22 protein-coding genes are annotated in these 24,180 nt (G+C 71.8%); 6 read left to right on the plus strand and 16 right to left on the minus strand.

The window, feature by feature from the left end; genetic code table 11:
• Window positions 1–2: 2 nt before the first annotated feature.
• A complete protein-coding gene (locus tag RWH45_RS00560) occupies window positions 3–938 on the minus strand; it encodes an ROK family glucokinase (RefSeq protein WP_315992993.1) in 936 nt (311 codons plus the stop codon).
• A gap of 153 nt (window positions 939–1,091) precedes the next feature.
• On the opposite strand from RWH45_RS00560, the gene RWH45_RS00565 reads away from it, so the two are divergent.
• Window positions 1,092–2,918: an AMP-dependent synthetase/ligase gene (locus RWH45_RS00565; RefSeq protein WP_315992994.1), complete on the plus strand. Its 1,827-nt coding sequence runs from the start codon at window positions 1,092–1,094 to the stop codon at window positions 2,916–2,918.
• Window positions 2,919–3,064: 146 nt separating this feature from the next.
• On the opposite strand, the gene def is transcribed toward RWH45_RS00565, so the two are convergent.
• The 3 genes from def to RWH45_RS00580 are packed head-to-tail and all read right to left on the minus strand — an operon-like array spanning window position 3,065 to window position 9,565.
• Window positions 3,065–3,556 carry a peptide deformylase gene (gene def / locus RWH45_RS00570; RefSeq protein ID WP_315992995.1) on the minus strand — a complete coding sequence of 164 codons (492 nt, stop codon included), beginning with the start codon at window positions 3,554–3,556 and terminating at the stop codon, window positions 3,065–3,067.
• A complete protein-coding gene (locus RWH45_RS00575; protein WP_315992996.1) occupies window positions 3,553–6,111 on the minus strand; it encodes a nucleotide-binding protein in 2,559 nt (852 codons plus the stop codon). Before RWH45_RS00575 ends, def begins: the two co-directional genes overlap by 4 nt.
• A gap of 46 nt (window positions 6,112–6,157) precedes the next feature.
• Window positions 6,158–9,565: a pyruvate carboxylase gene (locus RWH45_RS00580; RefSeq protein ID WP_315992997.1), complete on the minus strand. Its 3,408-nt coding sequence runs from the start codon at window positions 9,563–9,565 to the stop codon at window positions 6,158–6,160.
• Between the two features lie 68 nt (window positions 9,566–9,633).
• Here RWH45_RS00580 and RWH45_RS00585 point away from each other — a divergent pair, with 68 nt between their 5' ends.
• Complete coding sequence (locus tag RWH45_RS00585; RefSeq protein ID WP_298875452.1) at window positions 9,634–10,446, plus strand: ParA family protein; 813 nt, start codon at window positions 9,634–9,636, stop codon at window positions 10,444–10,446.
• Between the two features lie 354 nt (window positions 10,447–10,800).
• Here RWH45_RS00585 and RWH45_RS00590 read toward each other — a convergent pair whose 3' ends face one another.
• From RWH45_RS00590 to RWH45_RS00600, 3 genes are all read right to left on the minus strand, one after another.
• Window positions 10,801–11,346, minus strand: a complete 546-nt coding sequence (locus RWH45_RS00590; RefSeq protein WP_315992998.1) for a MerR family transcriptional regulator — start codon at window positions 11,344–11,346, stop codon at window positions 10,801–10,803.
• 96 nt (window positions 11,347–11,442) lie between these two features.
• Window positions 11,443–12,129, minus strand: coding sequence for a transcriptional regulator FtsR (ftsR, locus tag RWH45_RS00595; RefSeq protein WP_315992999.1), 687 nt, complete (start codon window positions 12,127–12,129; stop codon window positions 11,443–11,445).
• Window positions 12,129–12,617: an FHA domain-containing protein gene (locus RWH45_RS00600; RefSeq protein ID WP_437127313.1), complete on the minus strand. Its 489-nt coding sequence runs from the start codon at window positions 12,615–12,617 to the stop codon at window positions 12,129–12,131. Before RWH45_RS00600 ends, ftsR begins: the two co-directional genes overlap by 1 nt.
• A 513-nt stretch (window positions 12,618–13,130) precedes the next feature.
• Here RWH45_RS00600 and RWH45_RS00605 point away from each other — a divergent pair.
• Both RWH45_RS00605 and lpdA read left to right on the plus strand, forming a co-directional pair.
• Window positions 13,131–13,778 carry a copper resistance CopC family protein gene (locus RWH45_RS00605; protein ID WP_315993000.1) on the plus strand — a complete coding sequence of 216 codons (648 nt, stop codon included), beginning with the start codon at window positions 13,131–13,133 and terminating at the stop codon, window positions 13,776–13,778.
• A gap of 9 nt (window positions 13,779–13,787) precedes the next feature.
• Window positions 13,788–15,185, plus strand: a complete 1,398-nt coding sequence (gene lpdA, locus RWH45_RS00610) for a dihydrolipoyl dehydrogenase (protein WP_315993001.1) — start codon at window positions 13,788–13,790, stop codon at window positions 15,183–15,185.
• A 189-nt stretch (window positions 15,186–15,374) separates the two neighbouring features.
• On the opposite strand, the gene RWH45_RS00615 is transcribed toward lpdA, so the two are convergent.
• Both RWH45_RS00615 and RWH45_RS00620 read right to left on the minus strand, forming a co-directional pair.
• Complete coding sequence (locus RWH45_RS00615) at window positions 15,375–16,022, minus strand: CYTH domain-containing protein (protein ID WP_315993002.1); 648 nt, start codon at window positions 16,020–16,022, stop codon at window positions 15,375–15,377.
• The gene (locus RWH45_RS00620; RefSeq protein ID WP_315993003.1) at window positions 16,019–16,246 is read right to left on the minus strand and encodes a response regulator; all 228 of its coding nucleotides are present in this window, start codon (window positions 16,244–16,246) and stop codon (window positions 16,019–16,021) included. Before RWH45_RS00620 ends, RWH45_RS00615 begins: the two co-directional genes overlap by 4 nt.
• Window positions 16,247–16,482: 236 nt before the next feature.
• On the opposite strand from RWH45_RS00620, the gene RWH45_RS00625 reads away from it, so the two are divergent.
• Window positions 16,483–17,238, plus strand: coding sequence for a glutamine amidotransferase (locus RWH45_RS00625; RefSeq protein ID WP_315993004.1), 756 nt, complete (start codon window positions 16,483–16,485; stop codon window positions 17,236–17,238).
• Between the two features lie 24 nt (window positions 17,239–17,262).
• On the opposite strand, the gene RWH45_RS00630 is transcribed toward RWH45_RS00625, so the two are convergent.
• From RWH45_RS00630 to RWH45_RS00655, 6 genes are all read right to left on the minus strand, one after another.
• Window positions 17,263–18,000: an NAD(P)H-hydrate epimerase gene (locus RWH45_RS00630; RefSeq protein ID WP_315993005.1), complete on the minus strand. Its 738-nt coding sequence runs from the start codon at window positions 17,998–18,000 to the stop codon at window positions 17,263–17,265.
• Entirely contained in the window at window positions 17,993–19,054 is a 1,062-nt protein-coding gene (locus tag RWH45_RS00635) for a YhjD/YihY/BrkB family envelope integrity protein (protein ID WP_315993006.1), read from the minus strand. The genes RWH45_RS00630 and RWH45_RS00635 overlap by 8 nt, the downstream gene beginning before the upstream one ends.
• Before the next feature lie 82 nt (window positions 19,055–19,136).
• On the minus strand, window positions 19,137–19,625 hold the full coding sequence (locus RWH45_RS00640) for a prepilin peptidase (protein ID WP_315993007.1): 489 nt from the start codon (window positions 19,623–19,625) through the stop codon (window positions 19,137–19,139).
• Between the two features lie 13 nt (window positions 19,626–19,638).
• Window positions 19,639–19,935 carry a DUF1905 domain-containing protein gene (locus tag RWH45_RS00645; protein ID WP_315993008.1) on the minus strand — a complete coding sequence of 99 codons (297 nt, stop codon included), beginning with the start codon at window positions 19,933–19,935 and terminating at the stop codon, window positions 19,639–19,641.
• 142 nt (window positions 19,936–20,077) lie between these two features.
• Complete coding sequence (locus RWH45_RS00650) at window positions 20,078–20,470, minus strand: ribosomal maturation YjgA family protein (RefSeq protein ID WP_315993009.1); 393 nt, start codon at window positions 20,468–20,470, stop codon at window positions 20,078–20,080.
• Window positions 20,467–21,033, minus strand: a complete 567-nt coding sequence (locus RWH45_RS00655) for a mismatch-specific DNA-glycosylase (protein WP_315993010.1) — start codon at window positions 21,031–21,033, stop codon at window positions 20,467–20,469. Before RWH45_RS00655 ends, RWH45_RS00650 begins: the two co-directional genes overlap by 4 nt.
• 56 nt (window positions 21,034–21,089) lie before the next feature.
• Here RWH45_RS00655 and RWH45_RS00660 point away from each other — a divergent pair, with 56 nt between their 5' ends.
• A complete protein-coding gene (locus tag RWH45_RS00660; RefSeq protein WP_315993011.1) occupies window positions 21,090–21,884 on the plus strand; it encodes an alpha/beta fold hydrolase in 795 nt (264 codons plus the stop codon).
• 152 nt (window positions 21,885–22,036) lie between these two features.
• Here the strand turns inward: RWH45_RS00660 and RWH45_RS00665 are convergent, their stop codons facing one another.
• Window positions 22,037–24,082: an ArnT family glycosyltransferase gene (locus RWH45_RS00665; RefSeq protein ID WP_315993012.1), complete on the minus strand. Its 2,046-nt coding sequence runs from the start codon at window positions 24,080–24,082 to the stop codon at window positions 22,037–22,039.
• Between the last annotated feature and the right edge of the window lie 98 nt (window positions 24,083–24,180).

Here is a 24,180-nt window from a genome sequence, read left to right on the forward strand (position 1 = left end):
CGTCAGCGCTCCTTCCCGGCGAGGTCGGCGACCCCGATGAGACCGGCGTCGTTGCCCAGGCGCGCGATCGCGAACTCGGCGACCGGACGTTCACCGTACCCCGGCAACGACGTCTCGTACGCGAGCTTCACCGGTTCGAGCAGGTCGGCGCCCAGCTGCGCCACTCCCCCGCCGATCACGAAGACCTCGGGATCGAGCACGGCCTGGAAACCGCCGCACGCCTCGCCGAGAGCGGTCGCGACGCGGCGGAGCGCCTCGACCGCCCCGGGGTCGCCCGCCAGCACGAGGCGAGAGACGGCGGGTCCGGGAATGGCGCCCCTCTCCGCGCGGACGGCCGCCAACGCGGCACCGATACCGCCCTCGTCGGCGATCGTGTTCGCCTCGCGCTGCAGCGCGCGTCCCGAGGCGTACTGCTCGAGGCATCCGTTCTGTCCGCAGCCGCACGGGTGGCCGCCCCGGACGAAGCGCAGGTGACCGAGCTCGGCGCCGATGCCGTGACCACCGCGGAACAGCTCGCCGTCGGTGACGACGGCACCGCCGACGCCCGTGCCCATCGTCAGCATGACCATGTCGCGCACGCCCCGGCCCGCGCCGAAGCGGTACTCGCCCCAGCCGGCGGCGTTCGCGTCGTTCTCGATCGTCACGGGGGCGTCGAGGCGCTGCTCCAGGCGGGCGCGCAGGGGTTCGTCGCGCCAGTCGATGTTGGGGGCGTAGATGACGGTGCTGCGGTCGCGGCTGATGAACCCGGCGGCGGCGACGCCGATGGCGTGCACCTCGTGCGCGCGGCGCAGATGATCGGCCATGTCGACCACGGCATCCACGAGGGCCGAGGGGTCGATGGGGGTGTCGACGCGGAGCTTCTCGATGATGGTGCCGTCGTCGTCGACGACGCCTCCGGCGATCTTCGTTCCCCCGATATCGATGCCGACGTTGCGCACCGCGCTCCCTTCCGGGCCCACCGAGAGGGCGGCCCGGAGCAGTCTAGCCAAGGCGGGCGGCGCGCGAACGACGCCTCGCTCCGGGGGCGGCGCAGGCCGTGCGGATAGACTGATGGACCGCTCGACGTTCTTTCCGGTGCCGAAGGAGTTACCGTGATCCAGTTCGACCTCCCCCCTGTCGTCCCCGCCGATCCCGACGCCAACGCGTCGGATCTGCTCGCCGACCGCGTCCGCGCGACGCCCGACCGGCCCCTGTTCGCCGTGCCCGAGGCCGGAGGATGGCGCGACGTCTCGGCGGTCGAGTTCGAGCGCCAGGTCATCGCCCTGGCGAAGGGCTTCATCGCCGCCGGCGTCCAACCGGGAGAGAAGGTCGGCTTCATCGCCCGCACCACCTACGACTGGACGCTCGTCGACTTCGCGCTCTTCTACGCCGGGGCCGTCATGGTGCCGGTGTACGAGACGAGCTCCCCCTCGCAGATCTCGTGGATCCTGTCGGACTCCGGCGCCATCGCGGTCGTCGTGGAGTCCGCGGAGCACTCCGACCGCCTCGACGAGGTGCGCAGCGACCTTCCGCTCGTCCGCGAGGTGTGGGCGATGCACACGGGCGCCCTCGACGCACTCGTCGCGGGCGGCACGCACATCACCGACGAAGAGGTCGAGCGCCGCCGCCACCTCGCGAAGGCCTCCGACATCGCGACCCTCATCTACACGTCGGGGTCGACGGGACGCCCCAAGGGCTGCGTCCTCGTGCACAGCAACTTCGTCGAGCTCGCCCGCAACTCCGCCAAGGCCCTGCACGAGGTCGTCGAGACGCCGGGCGCCTCGACGCTGCTGTTCATCACCACGGCCCACGTCTTCGCGCGTTTCATCTCGCTGCTGAACGTGCACGCGGGGGTGAAGACCGGGCACCAGCCCGACACCAAGCAACTGCTCCCCGCCCTCGGCACCTTCCAGCCGACCTTCCTGCTCGCCGTGCCCCGGGTCTTCGAGAAGGTCTACAACTCCGCCGAGCAGAAGGCCGAGGCCGGTGGCAAGGGCAAGATCTTCCGCGCCGCGGCCGACGTCGCGATCGAGCACTCGCAGCGGCTGCAGGAGGGGAAGAAGATCTCCCTCCCCCTCAAGCTGAAGTTCGCTCTCTTCGACAAGCTGGTCTACTCCAAGCTCCGGGATGCCATGGGCGGACGCGTGGTCTACGCGGTGTCGGGATCGGCCCCGCTCGGACCGCGACTGGGGCACTTCTTCCGCAGCCTCGGCGTTGTGATCCTCGAGGGCTACGGACTCACCGAGACGACGGCCCCGGCCACGGTCAACCTCGCGACGAAGTCGAAGATCGGCACGGTCGGTCCGGTGCTCCCCGGTGTCGGGGTGCGCCTGGCCGATGACGGCGAGATCCAGGTGCGCGGCATCAACGTCTTCCGCGAGTACTGGCAGAACCCGGATGCCACGGCCGAGGCCTTCGACGGCGAGTGGTTCAAGACCGGCGACATCGGCGCCTTCGACGCCGACGGCTTCCTCGCGATCACGGGCCGCAAGAAGGAGATCATCGTCACGGCCGGCGGCAAGAACGTCGCTCCGGCCGCCCTCGAGGATCCCATCCGCGCGAACCCGATCGTGGGCCAGGTCGTGGTCGTCGGCGACCACAAGCCGTTCATCGCCGCCCTCGTCACCCTGGATCCCGAGATGCTGCCGACGTGGCTCGCCAACAACGGCCTGCCCGCCGACATGTCGCTGCAGGACGCGAGCACGAACGAGAAGGTGCGCGCCGAGGTGCAGGGCGCAATCGACCGCGCGAACACCCGCGTGTCGCGCGCGGAGTCGATCCGCAAGTTCACGATCCTGCCCACGGAGTGGACCGAGGCGAGCGGCCACCTGACGCCCAAGATGAGCATCAAGCGCAACGTCATCGTCGCCGACTTCGCCGACGCGATCGAGGACATCTACGCCGTGCCGGTGAACACGACCAACGTCTCTCTCCCCTGAGACCCGGAATGCCGAACGGCCCGGCCCCCTCGGGGGTCGGGCCGTTCTGCTGCGCCGAGAACAGGGCATGCCACGGGAACAGGGGAATCCGCGACGAAGGGGCCTGTCCTCGCGCCGTCCCCTGTTCTCGTGTCAGGGCCAGCGGGTCAGAACCAGTCGCTCTCGCGCACCTGACGCATCGCCTCGCGGCGGGTCTCGGCGGGCAGCCGCGAGAGATAGAGCATCCCGTCGAGGTGGTCGGTCTCGTGCTGCAGCGCCTGTGCGAGCAGCCCTTCACCCTCGAGCACGACCTCCCGGCCGTCGAGGTCGATGCCGACGACCTTCGCCCACGGGTAGCGGATGGCGTCGTGCCACAGACCGGGCACCGAGAGGCATCCCTCCCCCACCGGCTGGGGCTCGCCGCGTGTCTCCACGAGGACGGGATTGATGACGTACCCGATGTCGCCGTCGATGTTGTAGCTGAACGCGCGCAGACCGACCCCGATCTGCGGAGCCGCGACTCCCGCGCGCCCGGGCAGCTCGACCGTGTCGAGCAGGTCTTGGACGAGGGCGCGCACGCCGTCGTCGATCTCGTCGATGGGAGCGCTCGTGGCGCGCAGGACCGGGTCGCCGAACAGGCGGATCGGACGGACGCTCATGCGGAGGCCACCGGAGCGCGGAGGCCCTCGACGACGGCGGCGGCGAGCTCCCGCGCGGCCTGGCGCGTGCCGGGCTGCAGGTCGCGGAACGTGATCGCACTGCCCGCGGCGATGCGTGCGTCGTAGGGCATGCGGATGACGGTGCGCACGCGCGAGCGGAAGTGGGACTCCAACTCGCTCTCGCGCACCAGCGGCGCGCCCGGACGCGAGTTGTTCAACACCACGACGGCGTCGCGCACACGCGCCGCGTAGCCGTTGGTCTCGAGCCACGTCAGCGTCTCGGACGCCAGCCGCGCCTCGTCGACGGAGAGTCCCGCCACGATCACGAGGGTGTCGGCGAGCTCGAGCGTGGCCCCCATGACGGAGTGGACGATGCCGGTCCCCGTGTCGGTGAGCACGATCGAGTAGTAATGCGCGGCGACGTCGGCGACCTGACGGTAGTCGTCGTCGCTGAAGGCCTCCGACTGACGCGGATCCGCATCGGATGCCAGCACGTCGAGGCGGGTGGCATCCCGGGCGACGATCGACGAGACGTCGTTGTAGCCGGCCATCTCGTCGTGCGCGCGCACGAGGTCGCGCACGGTGCGGCCGTTGGGGCGGCCGACACGGTCGGCGAGCGTCCCGCGGTCGGGGTTCGCGTCGACGGCGATGATGCGATCGTCGCGCGCGTCGGCGAGGGCCATGCCGAGCAGCGAGGTGACGGTGGTCTTGCCGACCCCGCCCTTGCGCGAGAGCACGGGCACGAAGCGCGCCCCGCCCGCGAGAGGGGCCGAGATGCGGCGGTCCAGCTCCTTGCGCTGCCGGGCGCGGCGCCCGTCGCCGAGGTTGATGCGGTGGCGCGACGCCGAGTACACCAGCTGCTGCCACAGGCCCTCGGGCTCCGGACGGCTGATCTGCTTCGGGTCGAGCAGGCGGTCGGCCGTGAGCAGGTCGGCGCTCTCGCGGGAGTCGTCGATCTGACCGATGCGCTTGGACGTCAGCGCGACCTCGGGCGCCGGGGTGCGCACGCGCTCCATGGCGTGGGCGCGATCCACCCGCGCGGCCTCCTCGGCGGTGCGGGCGGCGTCATCGGCCTGATGCGCCTGACGGCGGGTGAGCGGCACGGTGCCGATGACCCCCGTCGCGGCGCGCTCGGCGCGCGTGGTCGGGACGCTGCCGGTGGGGACGGCACGGGTCGCCGGCGAAGCCGCCGCCGCGGCCGCCGCCGCTGGGACCGTCGGAGCCGGCACGGTGGTCGCACCGGTCTGCGGCCGGGCGCCGTCGGTCGGAGCGGATGCCGGCTCCTCGGCGACGCGTGCGGTGAGCAGCACCGCGTCATCGGTCGCCCGCGCGTGGTCGTCGCTCTCGGAGGCGGAGCCCGCGTCCGATGCGTCCTCGTCGTCGTGGTCGTCGTCGATCGCGGCCTCCACGACCTCGTCGTCGGTCTCGTCGGCCGAGGCGGAGACACCGGTCTCCGGCACCCACGGAGCGTGGGTCAGCGGCTCGGCGGAGGCACCGATCGACCCCTCCTCGATCGGCTCCTCGTCGAAGGGTTCCTCGTCGAGGGGCTGCTCGTCGAAGGGCTCCTCATCGAAGGGCTCCGCGGCATCCGCCTCGTACAGCTCGACGTCGTCGACGACCTCGACGTCGTGCAGGTCGTCGGATGCGGCCGCGTTCTCCGGCGCCTCGTCGGGGGTCGCGCCGACCTCGGAGATCGCATCATCAGGCGCTGGAGCGTCGGGCCCCGGAACTGTCTCGAGCGACTCGTGCGCGGTGTCGGGGTGCTCGTCGAGCGACCGCTCATCGGCGGAAGCCCGCGGCGTGGTCGCGTCGACGTCCCCTGCTTCGACACCGGCATCGTCCGTCACCGATGCCTCCGCGTCGACGTCCTCGACGTCGTCGTGCGCGGGGGCGCCACCGAGATCGTCCTGACGGTCGTCGCCGTACTCGGCCCGTTCGACGTCGCCCTCGTCGTCGGAGGCGTCGTCATGGGACGCCTCGCCGTCCGCCTCGTGCTCCACCGCGTCGCGCTCGGGTGCGCCCTCGTCGACGGGGCCGGCTCCCTCGTGCTCCGCGGGCGCGGCATCCTGATCGTCGTCGCGCGCATCGTCGCCCGACCCGTCGGCAGCCGGAGCCTCGTACGGGCCTTCGGGGTCGTCGCCCACGACCTCGGCGTCGTGCACGTCGTCATCGGCCGATCCGGCGTCCTGGTGCGGTTCGTCTCCATGCGCGCCGTCGTGGTGCGCGTCGTCGGGGTGCGGTTCGAGGATGATCTCGTCCGTCGCGAGCTCGTCCACCTCGGCGGCGACCTCGTCGTCGTGGGTCTCGGAAGCGAGCCGGCGAGGTGCGGAGGAATCGTCCAGCGCGGCGAGGTCGGCGTCATCGAAGGGGATCTCGTCCTCGATCACGTCGTCGTCGAGATCGTCGTCGTCACTGGTCGCCGGCAGGTCGACACTGACCTGCGCGGTGTATCCACCGAGGATCGTGATGCTGGCCGTGTCGAGGTTCCCGCTCTCGTCGAGCACGCCGTGCTCGGCGTTCTCGTCGGGGTTCGCGTCGGTGCGGTCGGGGGTCACTGCAGTCTCCAAACGGGAAGAGGGCGCGAAAGCGCCCCCTCCCAGGCTACTGCGCGGGGCGGATCACCAGCAAAAGATCCCCCGCCTCCACCTGCTGCGTGGTACTGATCGCGACACGGTCGACCACTCCCTCGACCGGTGCCGTGATCGCCGCCTCCATCTTCATCGCCTCGATCGACGCGACCGCCTGACCCTGCTGCACCCGATCGCCGGGGGCGGCCTTCATCGTCACCACACCCGAGAAGGGCGCGGCCACCTGGCCGGGCTTCGACGTATCCGCCTTCTCCGCCTGCCGCGCCTCGACGTCGATCGATCGGTCGCGTACGAAGACCGGACGCAGTTGGCCGTTCAGCGTCGTCATGACGGTGCGCATGCCCTTGTCGTCGGCGTCGCCCACCGCCTCGAGCCCCACGAAGAGCTGCACCCCGCGCTCGATCTCGACGGTGTGCTCCCCGCCCGGGCGCAAGCCGTACAGATAATCGGCGGTGTCGAGCACGCTCAGGTCGCCGAAGCGCTCGCGCACCTCCCGGAAGGTGCGCGTCGGCGCGGGGAACAGCAGGTGGTTCAGGCGCGCACGCCGCTCGGCGGACTCCCCCGCCAGCGCCGCGGTGTCGCCGTCGGTGAGCGGGGTGACCCCCGTCTTGGCATCCCGCCCGGCCAGCACCTTCGACCGGAACGGCTCGGGCCACCCACCCGGAAGGTCGCCGAGCTCACCGGCCATGAACGACACGACCGAGTCGGGCACGTCGTACTTCTCCGGGTTGCGCTCGAAGTCGGCCGGGTCGGCCTTGACCGCGGCGAGGTGCAGGGCCAGGTCGCCCACGACTTTCGACGACGGCGTCACCTTGGGCACACGGCCCAGGATGCGATCGGCCGCCGCGTACATGTCCTCGATCAGCTCGAAGTCGTCCGCCAGGCCGAGCGCGATGGCCTGCTGACGGAGGTTCGACAACTGCCCTCCCGGGATCTCGTGCCGGTAGACCCGTCCGGTGGGGCCGGCGAGACCCGACTCGAACGGGCGGTACAGATGACGCACCGCCTCCCAGTACGGCTCGAGGTCGCTCACGGCGGCGAGATCGAGACCCGTGTCGCGCTCGGTGTGCGCGAGGGCGGCCACCAGAGCCGACAGCGACGGCTGGCTCGTCGTTCCCGCCATCGGCGCGGCGGCCGCGTCTACGGCATCCGCTCCGGCCGCCGAGGCGGCAAGCAGAGTCGCGAGCTGTCCGCCCGCGGTGTCGTGCGTGTGCACGTGCACCGGGAGGTCGAAGCGCTCGCGCAGAGCCGTGACGAGCTTCGTCGCGGCGGCGGGACGCAGCAGTCCCGCCATGTCCTTGATCGCGAGGATGTGCGCGCCCGCCTCGACGATCTGCTCGGCGAGGCCGAGGTAGTAGTCGAGCGTGTACAGACGCTCCGAGGGGTCGAGGAGGTCGCCCGTGTAGCAGAGCGCGACCTCGGCGACGGCGGTGCCGGTCGAGAGGACGGCGTCGATCGCGGGCCGCATCTGCGAGACGTCGTTGAGCGCGTCGAAGATCCGGAAGATGTCGACCCCGGATGCCGCCGCCTCGGCCACGAAGGCATCGGTGACCTCCGTCGGGTACGGCGTGTAGCCCACCGTGTTGCGGCCGCGCAGCAGCATCTGGATCGCGACATTCGGAAGAGCCTGACGCAGCGCGTCGAGGCGCTCCCAGGGGTCCTCGCCGAGGAACCGCAGCGCGACGTCGTAGGTCGCACCTCCCCAGGCCTCCACCGACAGCAGCTCAGGAGTCATGCGAGCGACGTAGGGCGCGACCCGGACGAGATCCCGCGTGCGGACCCGCGTGGCCAGCAGCGACTGGTGCGCGTCGCGGAAGGTCGTCTCCGTGACGGCGAGGGCGGTCTGCTCGCGCAGGGCACGGGCGAAGCCCACCGGACCCAGCTCGCGCAGGCGCTGGCGCGAGCCCGCGGGTGCGGCATCCGTCAGATCGATCCGCGGGAGCTTGGCGCCGGGGTCGATCGAGAGGGGGTTGTCGCCGTGGGGGCGGTTCACCGTCGTGTCGACGAGCCACGACAGGATCTTCGTGCCGCGGTCCTTCGACTCCCGGCCCTTCAGCAACTCGGGGCGTTCGTCGATGAACGATGTGCTGAGATCCCCCGCAACGAACGCGGGGTCATCGAGCACGGCCTGCAGGAACGGGATGTTGGTGGAGACGCCACGGATGCGGAATTCGGCGAGGGCCCGGCGGGCACGCGCGACGGCCGCGGGGAAGTCACGTCCGCGGCAGGAGAGCTTCGACAGCATCGAGTCGAAGTGCGGGCTCACCTGCGACCCCGCCGCGGTCGTGCCTCCGTCGAGACGGATGCCGGCTCCACCGGGCGAGCGGTAGGTGGTGATCTTGCCGGTGTCGGGGCGGAAGCCCTGCGTGGGATCCTCCGTGGTGATGCGGCACTGCAGCGCGGCGCCGCGCAACTGGATGTCGTCCTGCTGCAGGTGGAGCTCGGCGAGGGTCTGCCCCGCGGCGATGCGCATCTGCGACTGCACGAGGTCGACGTCGGTGACCTCCTCGGTCACGGTGTGCTCGACCTGGATGCGGGGGTTCATCTCGATGAAGACGACCTCGCCGGCGCGCGGTCCCGCGGTCTCGAGCAGGAACTCGACGGTGCCCGCGTTCTGGTATCCGATCGACCGGGCGAAGGCGACGGCGTAGCCGTGGAGATCCCGCCGCACGGCGTCGTCGAGGTTCGGCGCCGGGGCGATCTCGATGACCTTCTGGTGGCGGCGCTGCACCGAGCAGTCGCGCTCGAAGAGATGAACGGTCTCGCCCGTGGCATCCGCGAGGATCTGCACCTCGACGTGACGTGGACGCTGCACGGCCTGCTCGAGGAACATCCGCGGGTCGCCGAACGCGCTCTGCGCCTCGCGCATCGCCTCGGCCAGAGCCGGCGCGAGCTCGCCCATGGCCTCAACGCGCCGCATGCCGCGTCCGCCGCCGCCGGCGACCGCCTTGGCGAAGAGGGGGAAGCCGATCTCCCCCGCCTGCGCCAGCAGGGCGTCGATGTCGTCGGACGCCGGGGTCGAGCGCAGCACCGGCACGCCGGCTGCGATCGCGTGCTCCTTGGCGGTGACCTTGTTGCCGGCCATCGACAACACCTCGGCGGGAGGGCCGATGAAGGTGATGCCGTTCGCCGCGGCCTTCTCGGCGAGCTCCGGGTTCTCCGAGAGGAAGCCGTACCCGGGGTAGATGGCATCCGCTCCGCACTCCCTGGCGACGCGGATGATCTCGTCGACGTCGAGGTAGGCACGTACGGGGTGACCGCGCTCGCCGATCTGGTAGGCCTCGTCAGCCTTCAGCCGGTGCAGCGACGCCCGATCCTCATACGGGTAGACCGCGACGGTGCGCGCTCCGACCTCGTAGGCGGCACGGAAAGCGCGGATGGCGATCTCCCCGCGATTGGCGACCAGGATTTTCGAGAACATGCGCACCTCACGTCAAGCTGGCGGGGCTGAATGTGCTCACAGCCTAGGGGACGGTAACGTGGACTCTTGTGCACGTACTCTCCGTCAGCTCTCTCAAAGGCGGGGTCGGCAAGACGACCGTGACACTGGGGCTGGCTTCGGCCGCCTTCGCGCGTGGCGTTCGCACTCTCGTCGTCGACCTCGACCCCCAGTCCGACGTGTCGACCGGGATGGACATCCAGGTCGCCGGTCGGCTCAACATCGCCGATGTCCTGGCGAACCCGAAAGAGAAGGTCGTCCGCCAGGCGATCACCTCGAGCGGGTGGGCGAAGGTGCATCCCGGCACCATCGACGTGCTGATCGGCAGCCCGTCGGCCATCAACTTCGACGGGCCGCACCCGAGCGTCCGTGACGTCTGGAAGCTCGAAGAGGCCCTCGCGACGATCGAGAGCGAGTACGACCTCGTTCTCATCGACTGCGCCCCCTCGCTGAACGCCCTCACGCGCACCGCGTGGGCCGCGAGCGACCGCGTGGTCGTCGTGACCGAGCCGGGACTGTTCTCCGTCGCCGCCGCCGACCGCGCGCTGCGCGCGATCGAGGAGATCCGCCGCGGTCTCTCGCCTCGTCTGCAACCCCTCGGCGTCGTGGTCAACCGCGTTCGCCCGCAGTCGATCGAGCACCAGTTCCGCATCAAAGAGCTGCGCGACATGTTCGGCCCCCTCGTGCTCAACCCGCAGCTGCCCGAGCGGACGTCGCTGCAGCAGGCCCAGGGAGCCGCGAAGCCGCTGCACGTGTGGCCGGGCGACTCGGCGCAGGAGCTGGCCGCCGATTTCGACGCGCTGCTCGACCGCATCGTACGCACGGGCCGTATCCCGGTCGACAACGAGGCCCCTCAGGCCTGACCTCTTCTCGAGACGCCGTCCCGCTGCCGTGCAGCCGGGGCGGCGTTTCCTTTCGGCGCCGAGCCGTCGGAAGTCGGCACCCCCGCCGGCACCGGTGGCTTCGGCACGCTCAGCCACCTCCGACGCAAGAACGCTGAGCCTGTCGAAGGGGCCGAGAATTCCGCCGGCGCCGGCGGCTTCGGCACGCTCAGCCACCTCCGACGCGAGAACCCTGAGCCTCGTGACGAATCCGGGAAACAGCCGGTATGCACGCGAGGACCCTGAGCCTGTCGAAGGGTCCGGGCCGCGCGTCGGGTCGCTGCCGCGGCCGCGCGACGAAGCCCCGGATGCCGAGGCGTCCGGGAAGGGCGTGCCTCAGGCGGTGCGGGCGGCGCGACGGGCGGCGAGCTCGTCGACGGCCTCGGGCGTCGCGGCTTCGAAGTCGACGAGCGTCGACTCGACTTCGCGGAGCACCTTGCCGACCGCAATGCCGAAGACGCCCTGACCGCGGCTGACGAGGTCGATGACCTCGTCGTTCGAGGTGCAGAGGTACACCGACGCTCCATCGCTCATGAGGGTGGTGCCCGCGAGGTCGCGGATACCGGCGGCACGGAGCTGGTCGACGGCCGTGCGGATCTGCTGCAGCGAGATGCCGGTGTCGAGCAGACGCTTCACGAGCTTCAGGACGAGGATGTCGCGGAAGCCGTAGAGGCGCTGCGAGCCGGAGCCGCTGGCTCCACGGACGGTGGGGACGACCAGTTCGGTGCGGGCCCAGTAGTCGAGCTGGCGGTACGTGATGCCGGCGGCACGCGCGGCGACCGCGCCCCGGTAGCCGGTCTCGTCATCCATCTCGGGCAGACCGTCGGTGAAGAGGAGGTCGGCGGCGAACCGGGGTTCACCGAGTGCATCGCCAGCGTTCATGCTCGCGTCCCTCCTCATCGGCTCGTTGGTTCCACGCTAGATCAGCGCGGGTCCCCCGGCAATGACATCCGCTCCGAGGGCCGCGGCGTGTCGCGATCAGGACAGCATTCGCTCGATCGCGTCGCGCACGAACAGGGTGCGCACCTCATCGAGACGGCCCGCGAGTTCGGGCGCGAGCTCGCTCGCGCGGGCCCGGGAGGCGGCGTCGGGACGACGCAGGAGCGCGGAGAGGGCGGATTCGACGAGCGACACCTCGCGTTCGGCACTCTGGCGCAGCGTGCGGACGTGCCGCGGCTCGATCCCGTGACGGTCGAGGGCGACGAGGGCGCGCAGCAGGGTCACGGTCTGCTCGGAGTAGGTGTCGGCCCCCGCGATCACGCCCGTGCTCACGGCGTCGTTCAAGAGCTGCGGGCGTGCTCCGGCGGCAGCGAGCAGCTCGTCGCGGCGGTACCGGCGCGGCGCGGAGGTCATCGACGGGATCGACGTCGGCGGGGCGGGGTTGCGCCCCGCGTCGAGGTCTTCGAGATACTCGCGGATGACGACGAGCGGCAGATAGTGATCGCGTTGCAGCGTCAACGCGAGGCGCAGCCGTTCGAGATCGGCCGGCGAGAACTTGCGGTACCCCGACTCGGTGCGGGTGGGCGAGACGATGCCCTGCACCTCGAGGAAGCGCAGCTTGCTCGAGGTCAGCGCCGGGAAGTCGGGGGTCAGGCGCGCGAGCACCTGTCCGATGCTGAGCAGCCCCGCAGCCGCCTGACGACCACGGGAGGGGGCTGCCGCCATCAGTGCTCTGCCGCGGGCAGGTCGACCGGCGAACCGAAGAAGTTCAGGCGGAACTTGCCGATGCGCACCTCGGAGCCGTTCACGAGAGCGGAGCGGTCGACCCGCTCGCCGTTGACGTAGCTGCCGTTGAGCGAGCGCTGGTCGACGATCTCGAACGCCGAACCGGAGCGGATGATCTCGGCGTGGCGACGCGACACGGTCACGTCGTCGAAGAACAGGTCGGCCTCGGGATGACGCCCGACGGTGGTGACGTCGGTGTCGAGCAGGTACCGGGCACCGGTCGTGGGACCCGACCGCACGATCAGCAGCGCCGCCCCGGAGGGCAGCGCACCGATCGCTTCGAGCTCGGCCTCGGTGAGGTCGGCTCCGAAGGGGACGAACGACAGGTCGGCGTCGTGGGTCTGGGTCGTGTCGTGCGAGCTGTCGCGGGCGACGGCGTCGGCCGCGCGTCGGATCTCGTCTCGATCGAATCGGCTGGTCTCGTCCACGGCTTCTCCTTCATATTCACCATAACCGATCGGTCCAGATCGAACGGGGGGAACCGACCGCGCGCGGGCCATGGTGATGCGTGATGTGTCTTCATTTCGTCGACACCGGACACCGCGGTTCGGGGCGCGGAAACGGCCGACGAGACACTCGAACCTATCGACCCGGGGTCCGTCGTGTCGAGTCCGGTGACGCCACGGGTGTGGCGGGTGAGGAGCGCGAAGACGCAGGTGACGAGAACCTGAGTCGGTGAGGCCGCCGCCGGAGGACCCTTCGAGGGGCTCGGAGTCCCGCGCGCCGGGTGGGCGGAACCGCCGCGAGGTCCCGGACCCATCGACAGGCTCAGGGTCCTGGGGCGCCGAGGTCGGGGTCCTGTGCGGGAGGTGGCTGAGCCCGTCGAAGCACCGGAGCAGACGGGACCCCAGACCGTTCGACCAGGCGCAGGGTCTGGGGCGGGGAGAAGGGCCGGTACCCGGGGCGGCCCGTCACGCCGACGCCCTCGTTAGGGTCGAAGGATGACGTCCCCCTCGGCGCCGCGTCGGCGCAGCCTCCCCGCCGTCCTGGTATCCCTCCTGTTGGCCGCCGCCGTGCTGTTCGTCCCCGCGACGCCGGCCTCCGCGCACGACGAGCTGGTGTCGACCGATCCCGCGGCCGATGCGGTGCTCGAGGCCGTGCCGCAGCGCATCACCCTCACGTTCAGTGCCGACGTCCTCACCGACCCGGGCGCGACGGTGGTCGAAGTGACCGATGCGAGCGGCGCGTCGCTCGCGGAGGGTGCCCCCGAGCCGTCGGGCACCGAGGTGACCCAGGCGCTGGCGGGGTCGGCATCCGGTGTCGTCACCGTGAAGTGGCGCGTCGTCTCCAGTGACGGACACCCGATCGACGGCTCTTTCGCGTTCACCGTCCCCGAGGCCGCCCCGACCCCGACGGCGACGCCCACGACCTCGGCGTCGGCATCCCCCTCCCCCACCGTCTCCGCCTCGGCCGCGCCCACGGAAGCGGAGACCCCCGTCGCGGCGCCGGTCGAGGAGTCGTCGGCGAGCTCTCCCCTGCCGTGGATCCTGCTGGCCGTGGCCCTGGTGATCGTTGCGGGCGTGCTCGTCTACGTCTTCGCCTCGCGCGGGCGTCGGAACGCCGCCGGTGGCGGCACGACCGGGCGATAGGCTGGAGCCATGCCTCATTACGATCTGGTCATTCTTGGTGCGGGTCCCGGCGGGTACGTCGCCGCGGTCCGCGGTGCGCAGCTGGGACTGTCGGTTGCGATCGTCGAAGAGAAGTACTGGGGCGGTGTCTGCCTCAACGTCGGCTGCATCCCCTCCAAGGCGCTGCTGCGCAACGCCGATCTCGCCCACACCTTCCACGCGAAGGCCGACCTGTTCGGCATCTCGGGCGACGTCACCTTCGACTTCGGCAAGGCGTTCGACCGCAGCCGCAGCGTGGCCGCCGGTCACGTCAAGGGCATCCACTACCTGATGAAGAAGAACAAGGTCACCGAGTACGAGGGTCGCGGATACTTCGCCGACGACCACACCATCGACGTGACCAAGACCGACGGCTCCAAGGAGCAGGTCACATTCGACAACGTCATCATCGCCACGGGCTCGACAGTGCGCCTCCTCCCCGGCGTCACCTTGAGCGAGAACGTCGTCACCTACGAGGAGCAGATCCTCACCCGCGAGCTCCCCGAGTCGATCGTCATCGTCGGCGCCGGCGCCATCGGCATGGAGTTCGCCTACGTCATGACGAACTACGGCGTGAAGGTCACGATCATCGAGTTCCTCGACCGCGCCCTCCCGAACGAGGACGCCGAGGTCTCGAAGGAGATCCAGAAGCAGTACAAGGGCTACGGCGTCGACATCCTCACCTCGACGAAGGTCGACTCCGTCACCGACCACGGCGACAAGGTCACCGTCGCGTACACCGCTAAGGACGGCTCGACCGGCTCGATCGACGCCGACCGCGTGCTGATGTCGATCGGGTTCGCCCCCAAGGTCGACGGCTTCGGTCTCGAGAACACGGGCGTGAAGCTCACCGAGCGCGGTGCCATCGACATCGACGACCACATGCGCACCAACGTGCCGCACATCTACGCCATCGGCGATGTCACCGCGAAGCTGCAGCTCGCGCACGTCGCCGAGGCGCAGGGCGTCGTCGCCGCCGAGACCATCGGCAACGCCGAGACGCAGACCCTGGGCGACTACCGCAACATGCCGCGCGCCACCTTCTGCAACCCGCAGGTCGCGTCGTTCGGCCTGACGGAGCAGCAGGCCCGCGACGCCGGCCACGACATCAAGGTCGCGAAGTTCCCCTTCTCGGCCAACGGCAAGGCCAACGGCCTCGGCGAGCCGGTCGGCTTCGTCAAGCTCGTCGCCGACGCCGAGACGCTCGAGCTCATCGGCGGCCACCTCATCGGTCCCGACGTCTCCGAGCTGCTGCCCGAGCTCACCCTCGCGCAGAAGTGGGACCTCACCGCGCTCGAGGCGGCCCGCAACGTCCACACGCACCCGACGTTGTCGGAGGGCCTGCAGGAGGCCTTCCACGGCCTCGCAGGGCACATGATCAACCTCTGATCGCTCCACGCAGAAGGCCCGCCCGGTTCGCCCGGGCGGGCCTTCTGCGTGGGTGTCGGGAAGCCGCTCCCGCCAGGACACATCACCTCGCCGGAATGCCGGTCGCCGGATGTCCCGGAGTCGTCAGCGAGACGCTGTCTCGCGACGGGCGGGCTGTCGCGGCGGCGGGGGGGGCCCCGTCCAGGTCGATCAGTGGCCGAGGGCGCGGGCGAGCTTCGAACCGGATGCCGCGGGGCGGCCACCGGCGGCGAAGACGGCCGCATCGACGGCGGCGAAGAACGCCGCACGACCCTCGTCGTCGGTCGGACCGGCCGCGCCGAGCTCGACCTCCCATTCACGCCAGGACGAGTCCACGCCCCGGCGCTCGTCTCGCGCACGGACCCGGTCGTCGACGAACTCGGCGACCTCGTTGCCCTCGGCATCCCGGAGCGCGTACGCCGTGCGGTGGTTGCGCAGGCGGGCGAGGGCGGCGAAGGGCGGTCGAGCGATCGCGGAGACGGCATCCTGAACCGCCGGAGGCACGACCGGGTCGGCCTCGGGGTCGACGTCATCGGCCTCGAGCGGCCACTGCGTCTCGGTGCGACCGGCGCCCTCGGCGGGCCCCTTCACGTGCCAGCCCGCGTCGGGACCGCCCAGACGGCGCCGCATCGCCACGCCCGCACGGGCCAGATCGGCCGTGGGGGTGTCGAGGTAGCGCGCGTCGAGATCTCGCGGCTCGGGGTCACCGACCGTCGCCACCCCTGGAAGGGTCGACCAGTCGGGCAGGGGCGTGGCGTCGTCGACGTCGTACTTCGTCTCGACCTCGACGTTCGACGACCCGTTCGGGCCTGCGCTCAATCGTCGCGCCCGTCGGCGTCGGGGTTGATGTCCTCGGTCTCTTCGGCGAAGGCGAAGACCGCCTGGGTGGGGCCGTCGGAGTCGCCCGTGTTCGTGGGCTCGCCCTCGCGGCGGTAGACGAGCTGTCCCTCGCTGTAGGGCATGATCAGCGTGTCGTCGGTCTCGTTCTCGAGCGGGATCACCTGCCCGTCGAGCGGGCCTCCGGTCAGTCGTGCAATAGCCATGCCGTCAGCGTAGACCGCACCCGCGACGAGGCCCCGCGCCTTGACACCGCGTCGCCGCGATCGCTCGCGCCGCTGCTCCGGGAAGCACTGCGCGCCTCGCCGCCGCTCCCGCGGGGACCACTCCGCGCCTCGCCGGCGGCGCTGCCCCGGGAACCACTGCGCGCCCCGCCGGCGGCGCTCCCCGCCCGGCGCGGGACCGCCCGACGGTCGCCGCCCGCTCGCCTAGACTCGCTCGGGTGAACGCGACGGACCTGCCCGGTGACCGCCCGTTCGTGCTGCTCGCGACGCGCGCCGAAGACGGCCCCGCCGACGAGGAGTACGCGCTGTTCCTGCGCTACACCGGGCTGCCGCCGCACCGTCTGCGCCGCGTGCGTCTCGAGCGCGAGACGATGCCCGCGATTGATCTCGACGAGGTGTCGGGGGTCCTCGTCGGCGGAAGCCCGTTCAACGCGTCCGACCCCTTCGAGCGCAAGTCCGTCGTGCAGCGTCGCGTCGAGGCGGAGATGGCACAGCTCGTCGCCGAGGTGGTCGCACGCGATGCGCCCTTCCTGGGCGCGTGCTACGGCGTCGGCACCCTCGGGACGCACCTCGGTGCGCCGATCGACGGCACGTATGCGGAACCCATCAGCGTCGTCGAGGTGACGTTGACCCCGGAGGGGCGCACCGACCCCCTGTCGGCGGGCCTCCCCGATGCCTTCACCGCGTTCGTCGGTCACAAGGAGGCCATCAGCGTCCTGCCGCCGTCGGCGGTGCTGCTGGCGTCGTCGGCCGCGTGTCCGGTGCAGATGTTCCGCGTCGGGCGCAACGTCTACGCCACGCAGTTCCACCCCGAACTCGACGTCGACGGGATCGTCACCCGCATCCACGCCTACGCCGGGTACGGGTACTTCGCTTCCGGCGACCTCGACCTCACCCTGTCGGCGGTGCGGCGGGCACCCGTCACAGCACCGTCGCGCATGCTCCGCACCTTTGTCGAGCGCTACGCCCGCTGAGCGGCGGCCGGCACCACTCGGCCCCTACGCCTCGGCAAGGGATCCCGGCGAATCGACCCGCACGACCTCGATCGGCGCGGTGACCGCCGGGTGCGCCCGCCGCAGGTACGGCTCGAGTCCCAGGTCGACCAGGTGCACCCGCCCGGCGAGTTCCGGGCCCCGACCGCGCACGAGACCCGACTTGATCGCGCCGAACGTGACCGTGACATCGGCGGCGAGCACGGCGGCATCCGCGGATCCGTCATCGGGATCGAGTCCGCTCGGGAGGTCGACCGCGACGATGCGCGGACGGCGGGTGCGGGCGAGCAGGCACTCCACGATCGCGCGGGCGCTGCCCCGCATCCGCCGGTCGGCGAGACGGCCGATGCCCAGGATGCCGTCGAGCACGAGGCTGTAGTCGTCGATCGCGGCGCAGATCTCCGACGCCTGCCGCACGACCACGCCGGCGGCGACGGCGGCGTCGAGGGCGGCGCGATGCACGCGATCGCGCACGAGCACGATGTCGACGCGGGAATCGGCGGCACGCGCCAGTTCGGCGGCGGCGTACAGCGCGTCTCCCCCGTTGTCGCCCGCGCCGACGAGGACCAGCGTCGGTCCGGGTGCCGTGTCGCGCTCCGCTGCGGCGACGACGGCGAGAGCATGCGCCGCCCACCGCATCAGCGGTCTCCCCTCCGCGAGGAGAGGCGCCTCGGCCGCGCGAACGGCATCCGCGGTGTATGCGGCGACGCGCGCCGCCCCCGCGGGGGTCGAACCGTCAGACACGCGCGTCCGCTTCCGCCTCGTCCGCACGCGTGGCGGCGGCGGGGTCGCTCTCGGCGAGGGTCTCGCGCTCCTTCTTCTCGGCCGCGCGCGCGGCGTCGAGCTCGCCCGCGGCGGCGCGGACGGCCTTCTCGGCGCGCCGCACCCGGAATTGGATCATCGTGGAGGCGCCGTACTTCGCGCGGACGCGATCGTGGTCCTCCTCCGTGGCGACGGTGATGTACGCGCCCGCGATCAGGATGACCTGGCTGGACAGGTTGAGCCACAGCAGCAGGGCGATGAGCGAGGCGAAGGTCGTCAGCAGCGGGTTGTTGCCCGCACCGCCCACGAACAGGCCCGACAACTGCTGCAGCACCACCAGACCGACGCCCCCGAGCAGCGCCCCGCGCCACAACGTGCGGCGACGGGTCTTCACGCCCGACAGCACGGCGAACGCCACCGCGACCGCCGCGGTGTCGAGGGCGAGGACGACGATCGTGGAGAGCGACCAGGTCAGCACGGCCGTGAGCCAGGAGTCCGCGGAGATGCCGAGCAGCCCCCGGACGAAAGTGAGACCCGCCGTCGCGAGGAAGGTCACCGCGGCCGCCCCCACCAGCGCGACGCCGATGCCGACGGCGACGGCGAGGTTGCGCACGATGACCAGGACGGGCAGGGTGTCGTCGGTCGCCACCCCCGCGATCTGGCGAAGGGCAGTTCGGAGGGAGCCGATCGCCCCGATCGCCGCGCCCAGCAGACCGATCGTTCCGATCACGCCCGCGATGGTGAACTCGGTCGGCGCCTCGATCGCGCTGACGTCGAGCAGACCGTCGGGGCCCACCAGGCCGGGGACGACGTTGTTCACCGAGCGCTCGAGCGCCGCGAGGCCCTCGGGGTTGCCCGACAGCCAGACCGCCGCCGCCGAGAAGCCGAGCAGCACCGCCGCGAACAGACTGAACAGCGTGCGATAGGTGACGCTGTCGGCGAGGACGGGGCCGCGTGCCCCCGAGTAGACGAGGAAGGCGCGCACGAGGCGGAGCGACAAGGCCCACGCGGTGACGCGACGGATGAGGTCGGCCATGGGGTCAGCGTATCGATGCGGACGCGCCGGGCCGGACGGGCTTGACCCGCCGCCCGTCGAGCGACAAGCGGCCGGGCACCGGTCACGACGCCGGGGTCAGCAGGCGCACCCACGCACCGAGCAGCAGGAACGGGCCGAAGGGCAGGCTCGTTCCGCGCGCACCCGCCGCGAGCACGCCGACGGCGGCGACGCCGGCGGCCACGAAACCGAAGGCGACCCCGGATGCCACGGCCTCCGGGCCGAACCACCCGAGGTGCGCACCGACGAGGGCGGCGAGCTTGACGTCGCCTCCGCCGAACGCCTCGGGCCGCGACAGACGCACCAGCAGGCACGCGCCGAACGCCCCGACGGCGCCGAAGGCGACTGCGGCCGCGAGTGCCGGTCGTCCGGCGGTCGCCGCCGCGACCGCCAGGATGAGAACCGCCGCCGCCGTCGCGGGCAGCACGACCACATCGGGCAGACGGCGTCGACGCACGTCGGTGATCACGAGCACGACGCTCACGACCGCGAACAGCGAGAGCGCGAGGGCGGGGAGCGACGACGGTGCGTCTGCCGACGACGGCCGCAGCACAGCGCCGTGCGTCTCAGGCGTCGAGCACCGCGAGGTCGACCACGACGGTACCGCCCGGCTCGATCCCCTCGGCGTCGCGGACCGCCCGCTTGAGCGGCAGGACGTACACGCCACCCGCCTGCGGGAAGATCGACGTGCGAAACGACGTGGAACCGATGGTGGCGTCGACACGCACCCCGCCGAACCCGCGGCGGAACGTCTGGGTCTCACGGATGTCGTCGCTCAGCTCGGCCGGGAGAGCGACGAAGTACCAGTCGCTGTCGCTGCGGGCCTCCCACCGGAACACGACGCCGTCGAACTGCACGAGCACCGGGCCCTCCTTTCGTCGCGGAACCGTCACGCTACCCCGCGACGTCCCCGGGGCGCGGCATCCCTCCCCGGGGAGGAGCCGTCGGGCGGAGAGACCGCGGATCCCCGCCCGACGGCGCACGCACCGCGGGCGGGCGACCGGATCAGCCCGTCTCCGCGCGCCGGGCACGCACCCTCGTCACCACGCCGTCGACGCCGAGAGCGCTCACGACCGCGAGCACGTACACGACGAGGTCGCGCGCGTCGAACCCGGAGCCCAGCACGAGGGCCGCGACCGGCATCCGCTCCGCCAGCGTGATCGGCAACACGGTGAGCTGCAACAGCTCGACGGCGACGCACCACGCGGCCGCGCCCGCCGCGAGAAGGAGCGGTCGTGCGCGCGGGAGCAGCAGGACGAGCCCCGTGTACACCGCCACGGCGTACAGCGCGTCACCGGCGACGTCGGATGCCACCGAGGAGGGCATCAGGCGGTGCCCCGCGAGCCCCGCGGCGACGACGACGGCGAGGGCGAGGACCGCCGCGAGACGCCGTGTCATGAGATCACCCCGGCCGCGCGCGCGGGAGCAGCGTAGGCGGTCGCGAGCGACTCGACGGTGTCGTGCGCGTTCAGACCGCTCGGGTTGGGCAGGACCCATGTCTCGCACCCGGCGACCGCCTCGTCCTGTCGACCCGCGACGGCTTTCGCACGGTCGAACCCCTGCCGATACGCGGTGAGTCCGACGACCGCGACCACCCGCGGCCGCCAGATCGCGACCCGCTCCGCGAGTGCGTGCGCGCCCGCGCGCAGCTCGTCGCGCGTGAGCTCGTCGGCCCGGGCCGTGGCGCGGGCGACGAGGTTGCTCACCCCGATCCCCGCATCGAACACGAGACGCCGGTCGGCCTCCCCCAGCGCCGACGAGTACGCGGGCGAACGCGGCAGGATCCCGGCTTTCACCAGAGCCGGCCAGAAGCGGTTGCCGGGTCGCGCGAACGGGGTGCCCGTGGCCGCCGTCCACAACCCCGGGTTGATCCCCACGAACAGCAGCCGCACCCCGGGCTCCACGAGGTCGGGCACCGTGGCATCCCGGAAGGACTCGAGCTCGGCACGCGTGAATCCCATGAGACCACTATGACCAGTACCGGGCCCGCACGCGGCGTTCTGCCAGGATCGGAGGAATGGATGCCGTGCCCGCCCTCACCGAGATCCCTCCCGCGCAGTTCGTCATCGTCGGCGACAACGTGCGCCTCGCCACCTACTCCTGGGGCGATCCCGAGGCGGAACCGGTGCTGTGCGTGCACGGTTTCGGCTCGAGCACGCGCGACAACTGGATCAACACCGGGTGGGTGCGCGATCTGCTGCGCGCGGGCTTCCGGGTGATCGCCGTGGACCAGCGCGGGCACGGGGCGAGCGAGAAGCCCCACGACGCCGCGTCGTACACGATGCCCACCCTCGTATCCGACCTCGTGGCCGTGCTCGACACCTACCTCGTCGACCAGGTGCGCTACCTCGGCTACTCGCTCGGCGGTCGCGTCGGCTGGCAGCTCGCCGTCGACGCGCCCGAGCACGTCGAGCGCGCCGTGCTGGGCGGCATCCCCGACGGCCGGCCGCTCGCCCGACTCAAGGTCGAGCAGGCGCGCGCGTTCCTCGATCACGGCGAGCCCGTCCAGGATGCCACCACCCTGCGCTACGTCTCGCTCGCCGAGCGGGTGCCCGGTAACGACCTGCGCGCGCTCGTGGCGATCGCCGAGGGGATGCGCCTCGGCGAGACCGACCCCGACCCGGCATCTCCCCCGCAGCAGCCCGTGCTGATCGCGACGGGGACCGAGGACCCCATCCACGACCAGTCCGCCCACCTGGCGAGCCTCCTCCCCCGCGGCGAGTTCGCCGACATCCCCGGCCGTCACCACGTCAACGCCCCCGGGGCACGCACGTTCCGCGAGGCGGGCCTGGAGTTCCTCGGCCGCGCCTAGCCCGGCCGCCGCTCCGCCGCGGCGTGCCTGCTGCCGCTCCCGCTGCCGCTCCCGGCGAGTGTCCACAACACCCGGGCGGTTTTCGAGATTGACCGGGTGTTTCGGACAGTCGATCGCGCGGAGGGGCGGCGGCGACGCGCGCGGGGACGAGCTCAACCGCAGGCGTACACCGTCGAGGGGGCGCTGCTGTCGATCGCGCAGTTCTGCCCGACCCAATCGCGGATCTGCGCCGACGTACTCGACGCGGCCGCGGCCGACGACCCGACCCCTCCGCCGCGCTCCTGCCCCTCGATGACGAAGCGCACCTGGCCCGACTCGACGAGCGCGACGAACTCGTCGAGGGTGGGCACGGCATCCGTCCCGTTGAATCCGCCGATGGGGAGGAACGAGCCGCCGTCGCTGGCGATGATGAGGGATGCCGCGGACTGGGCGCCGAAGGTCGCGGCCAGGTAGGTCGACCCGGCGGCGTTCTGCTCCAGCCAGGAGATGAGGGCCGTGTCGGCGGTTCCCGCGCCGGCGCCTCCGCCGGCGCCTGCGCCTCCGCCGCGGTTCGAGCCGCCGTCGTCGGCCCCGCCGGGCGCTTGCGCGCCGCCGTCGCGCGCCGAGGAGCCGCCCGCGGCCGAGCCCGGTGCACTCCCTCCCGGGGCTGCACCGCCCCGCGCCGAGCCCCCCGCAGCCGAACCGCCCGGTGCCGCACCGCCGGGCGCCGCACCGCCCCCGGGGAATGCGCCCGAGCCGCCCGCGCCGCGGCCGGCACCCGGCATCCCGCCGCCGAAGCCTGCGCCCGACATCTCCGACACGCCCCCGGCGACCGGGTTGATCGAATTCGGGTGCGCGATCGTGACCGCCGACCAGACCGCGGGGGTCAGCAGCAGGCCGACCAGCATCGCCGCCGTGGTGACGGTGCGCGACCCGCGGCGAGCGAGCAGCAGGGCGATCGCCACGGCGGCCACCACGGCCTGCGCGAGGGAGACCGGGATGCTGTAGCCGCCCGAGGCGAGCCCGATCCCCAGCGCCGTCACCGCGGCCGTGCCGACGATCGCCACCTGCGGCCAGGTCCGCTCGGCGCGGTGCGCGACCGCCAGAGCCGTCGCCACGACGAGGCCGAGAGGCACGGCGAGGGCCGCGGTGTAGAACTGGTGCATCCCGGCCACCGTCGAGAACATGGCGACGAAAGTGGCCGTCCACACCGTGAGGAGCACCGTGAGCGGCCGCGGGAACCGCATCACCCACAGCACCGCGAGTGCCACGACCGCCGCGGGGATGAGCCACGCGACCTGTCCGGCGAGCTGCGCGTTGAACAGGCGCAGCACCCCCGGGTCGCCGGAGAACGGAGGGGTGAACGACTCGTACGCGCTGCTGTCGCTCGTCGCCGTGAAGCGGCCCAGGCCGTTGTAGCCGAAGACCATCTCCCACGGGTCGTTCGACAGCGTGCTCCCGATGTACGGGCGGCTGCCGGCGGGGATCGCCGCGACGATCGCCACCCACCACAGCGAGGCGACGAGGCTCACGACACCCGCGACGAGCAGATGCCCCACACGGCGCCCCCACGACTGCCGCGTGCAGAGATATGCGGCCGCGAGAGCCGGCCACACCGCCCACGCCTCGAGCATGTAGAACTGGAACGACAGCCCCACCAGCGCGCCCGCGGCGATCAGCCACCCGGCGCTGCGCTGCTGGACGGCGCGCACGGCGGCGAAGGCGGTGAGAGCGAGGCCGAGGACGAAGAACGTCTCCGGCTGATTCGACCGGGCCACCGCGACGAGGATCGGGGTGACCGCCACGATCGCCCCGGCGACCAGACCCGCGCGGACGCCCGCGAGCCGACGCGCGGTCGCCGCCGTCACCAGCGCCGCCCCGACGGCCGCGAGGGCGTTCGGCAGGATCACCGCCCACGCCGAATAGCCGAAGACACGGACGAACAGCGCCGGGATCCAGAACGACCCGGGGATCTTGTCGAGCGTCACCGTGCCCGCGGGGTCGACGGCGCCGAAGAAGAAGTTCGACCACGACCGGCTCATCGACAGGGCGATCGAGGCGTAGTACTCGCTCGGCGCCCCCGCCCACACCTGCCACCCCGTCAGCACGAGGGCGAGCAGCCCGATCGCGACGAGCCCGACCGTCCAGCCCCCGGGCCGTCGTCGCGCGCGCGGAAAGGAGACGGAGGGGGTGGGAGCGGGGGTCAGGACGGCGGTCACCCGCGCAGCGTAGACAGCGATCCCCTCGACCAGCCCTCACGCTTGTTATGCGTGAGCGATGGATGCCGGTATCCCCGACCCGCCGTGTCCCTCCGCGC

It is taken from the genome of Microbacterium galbum, assembly GCF_032464915.1.
In the GTDB taxonomy this organism is placed as follows: Bacteria; Actinomycetota; Actinomycetes; order Actinomycetales; family Microbacteriaceae; genus Microbacterium; species Microbacterium galbum.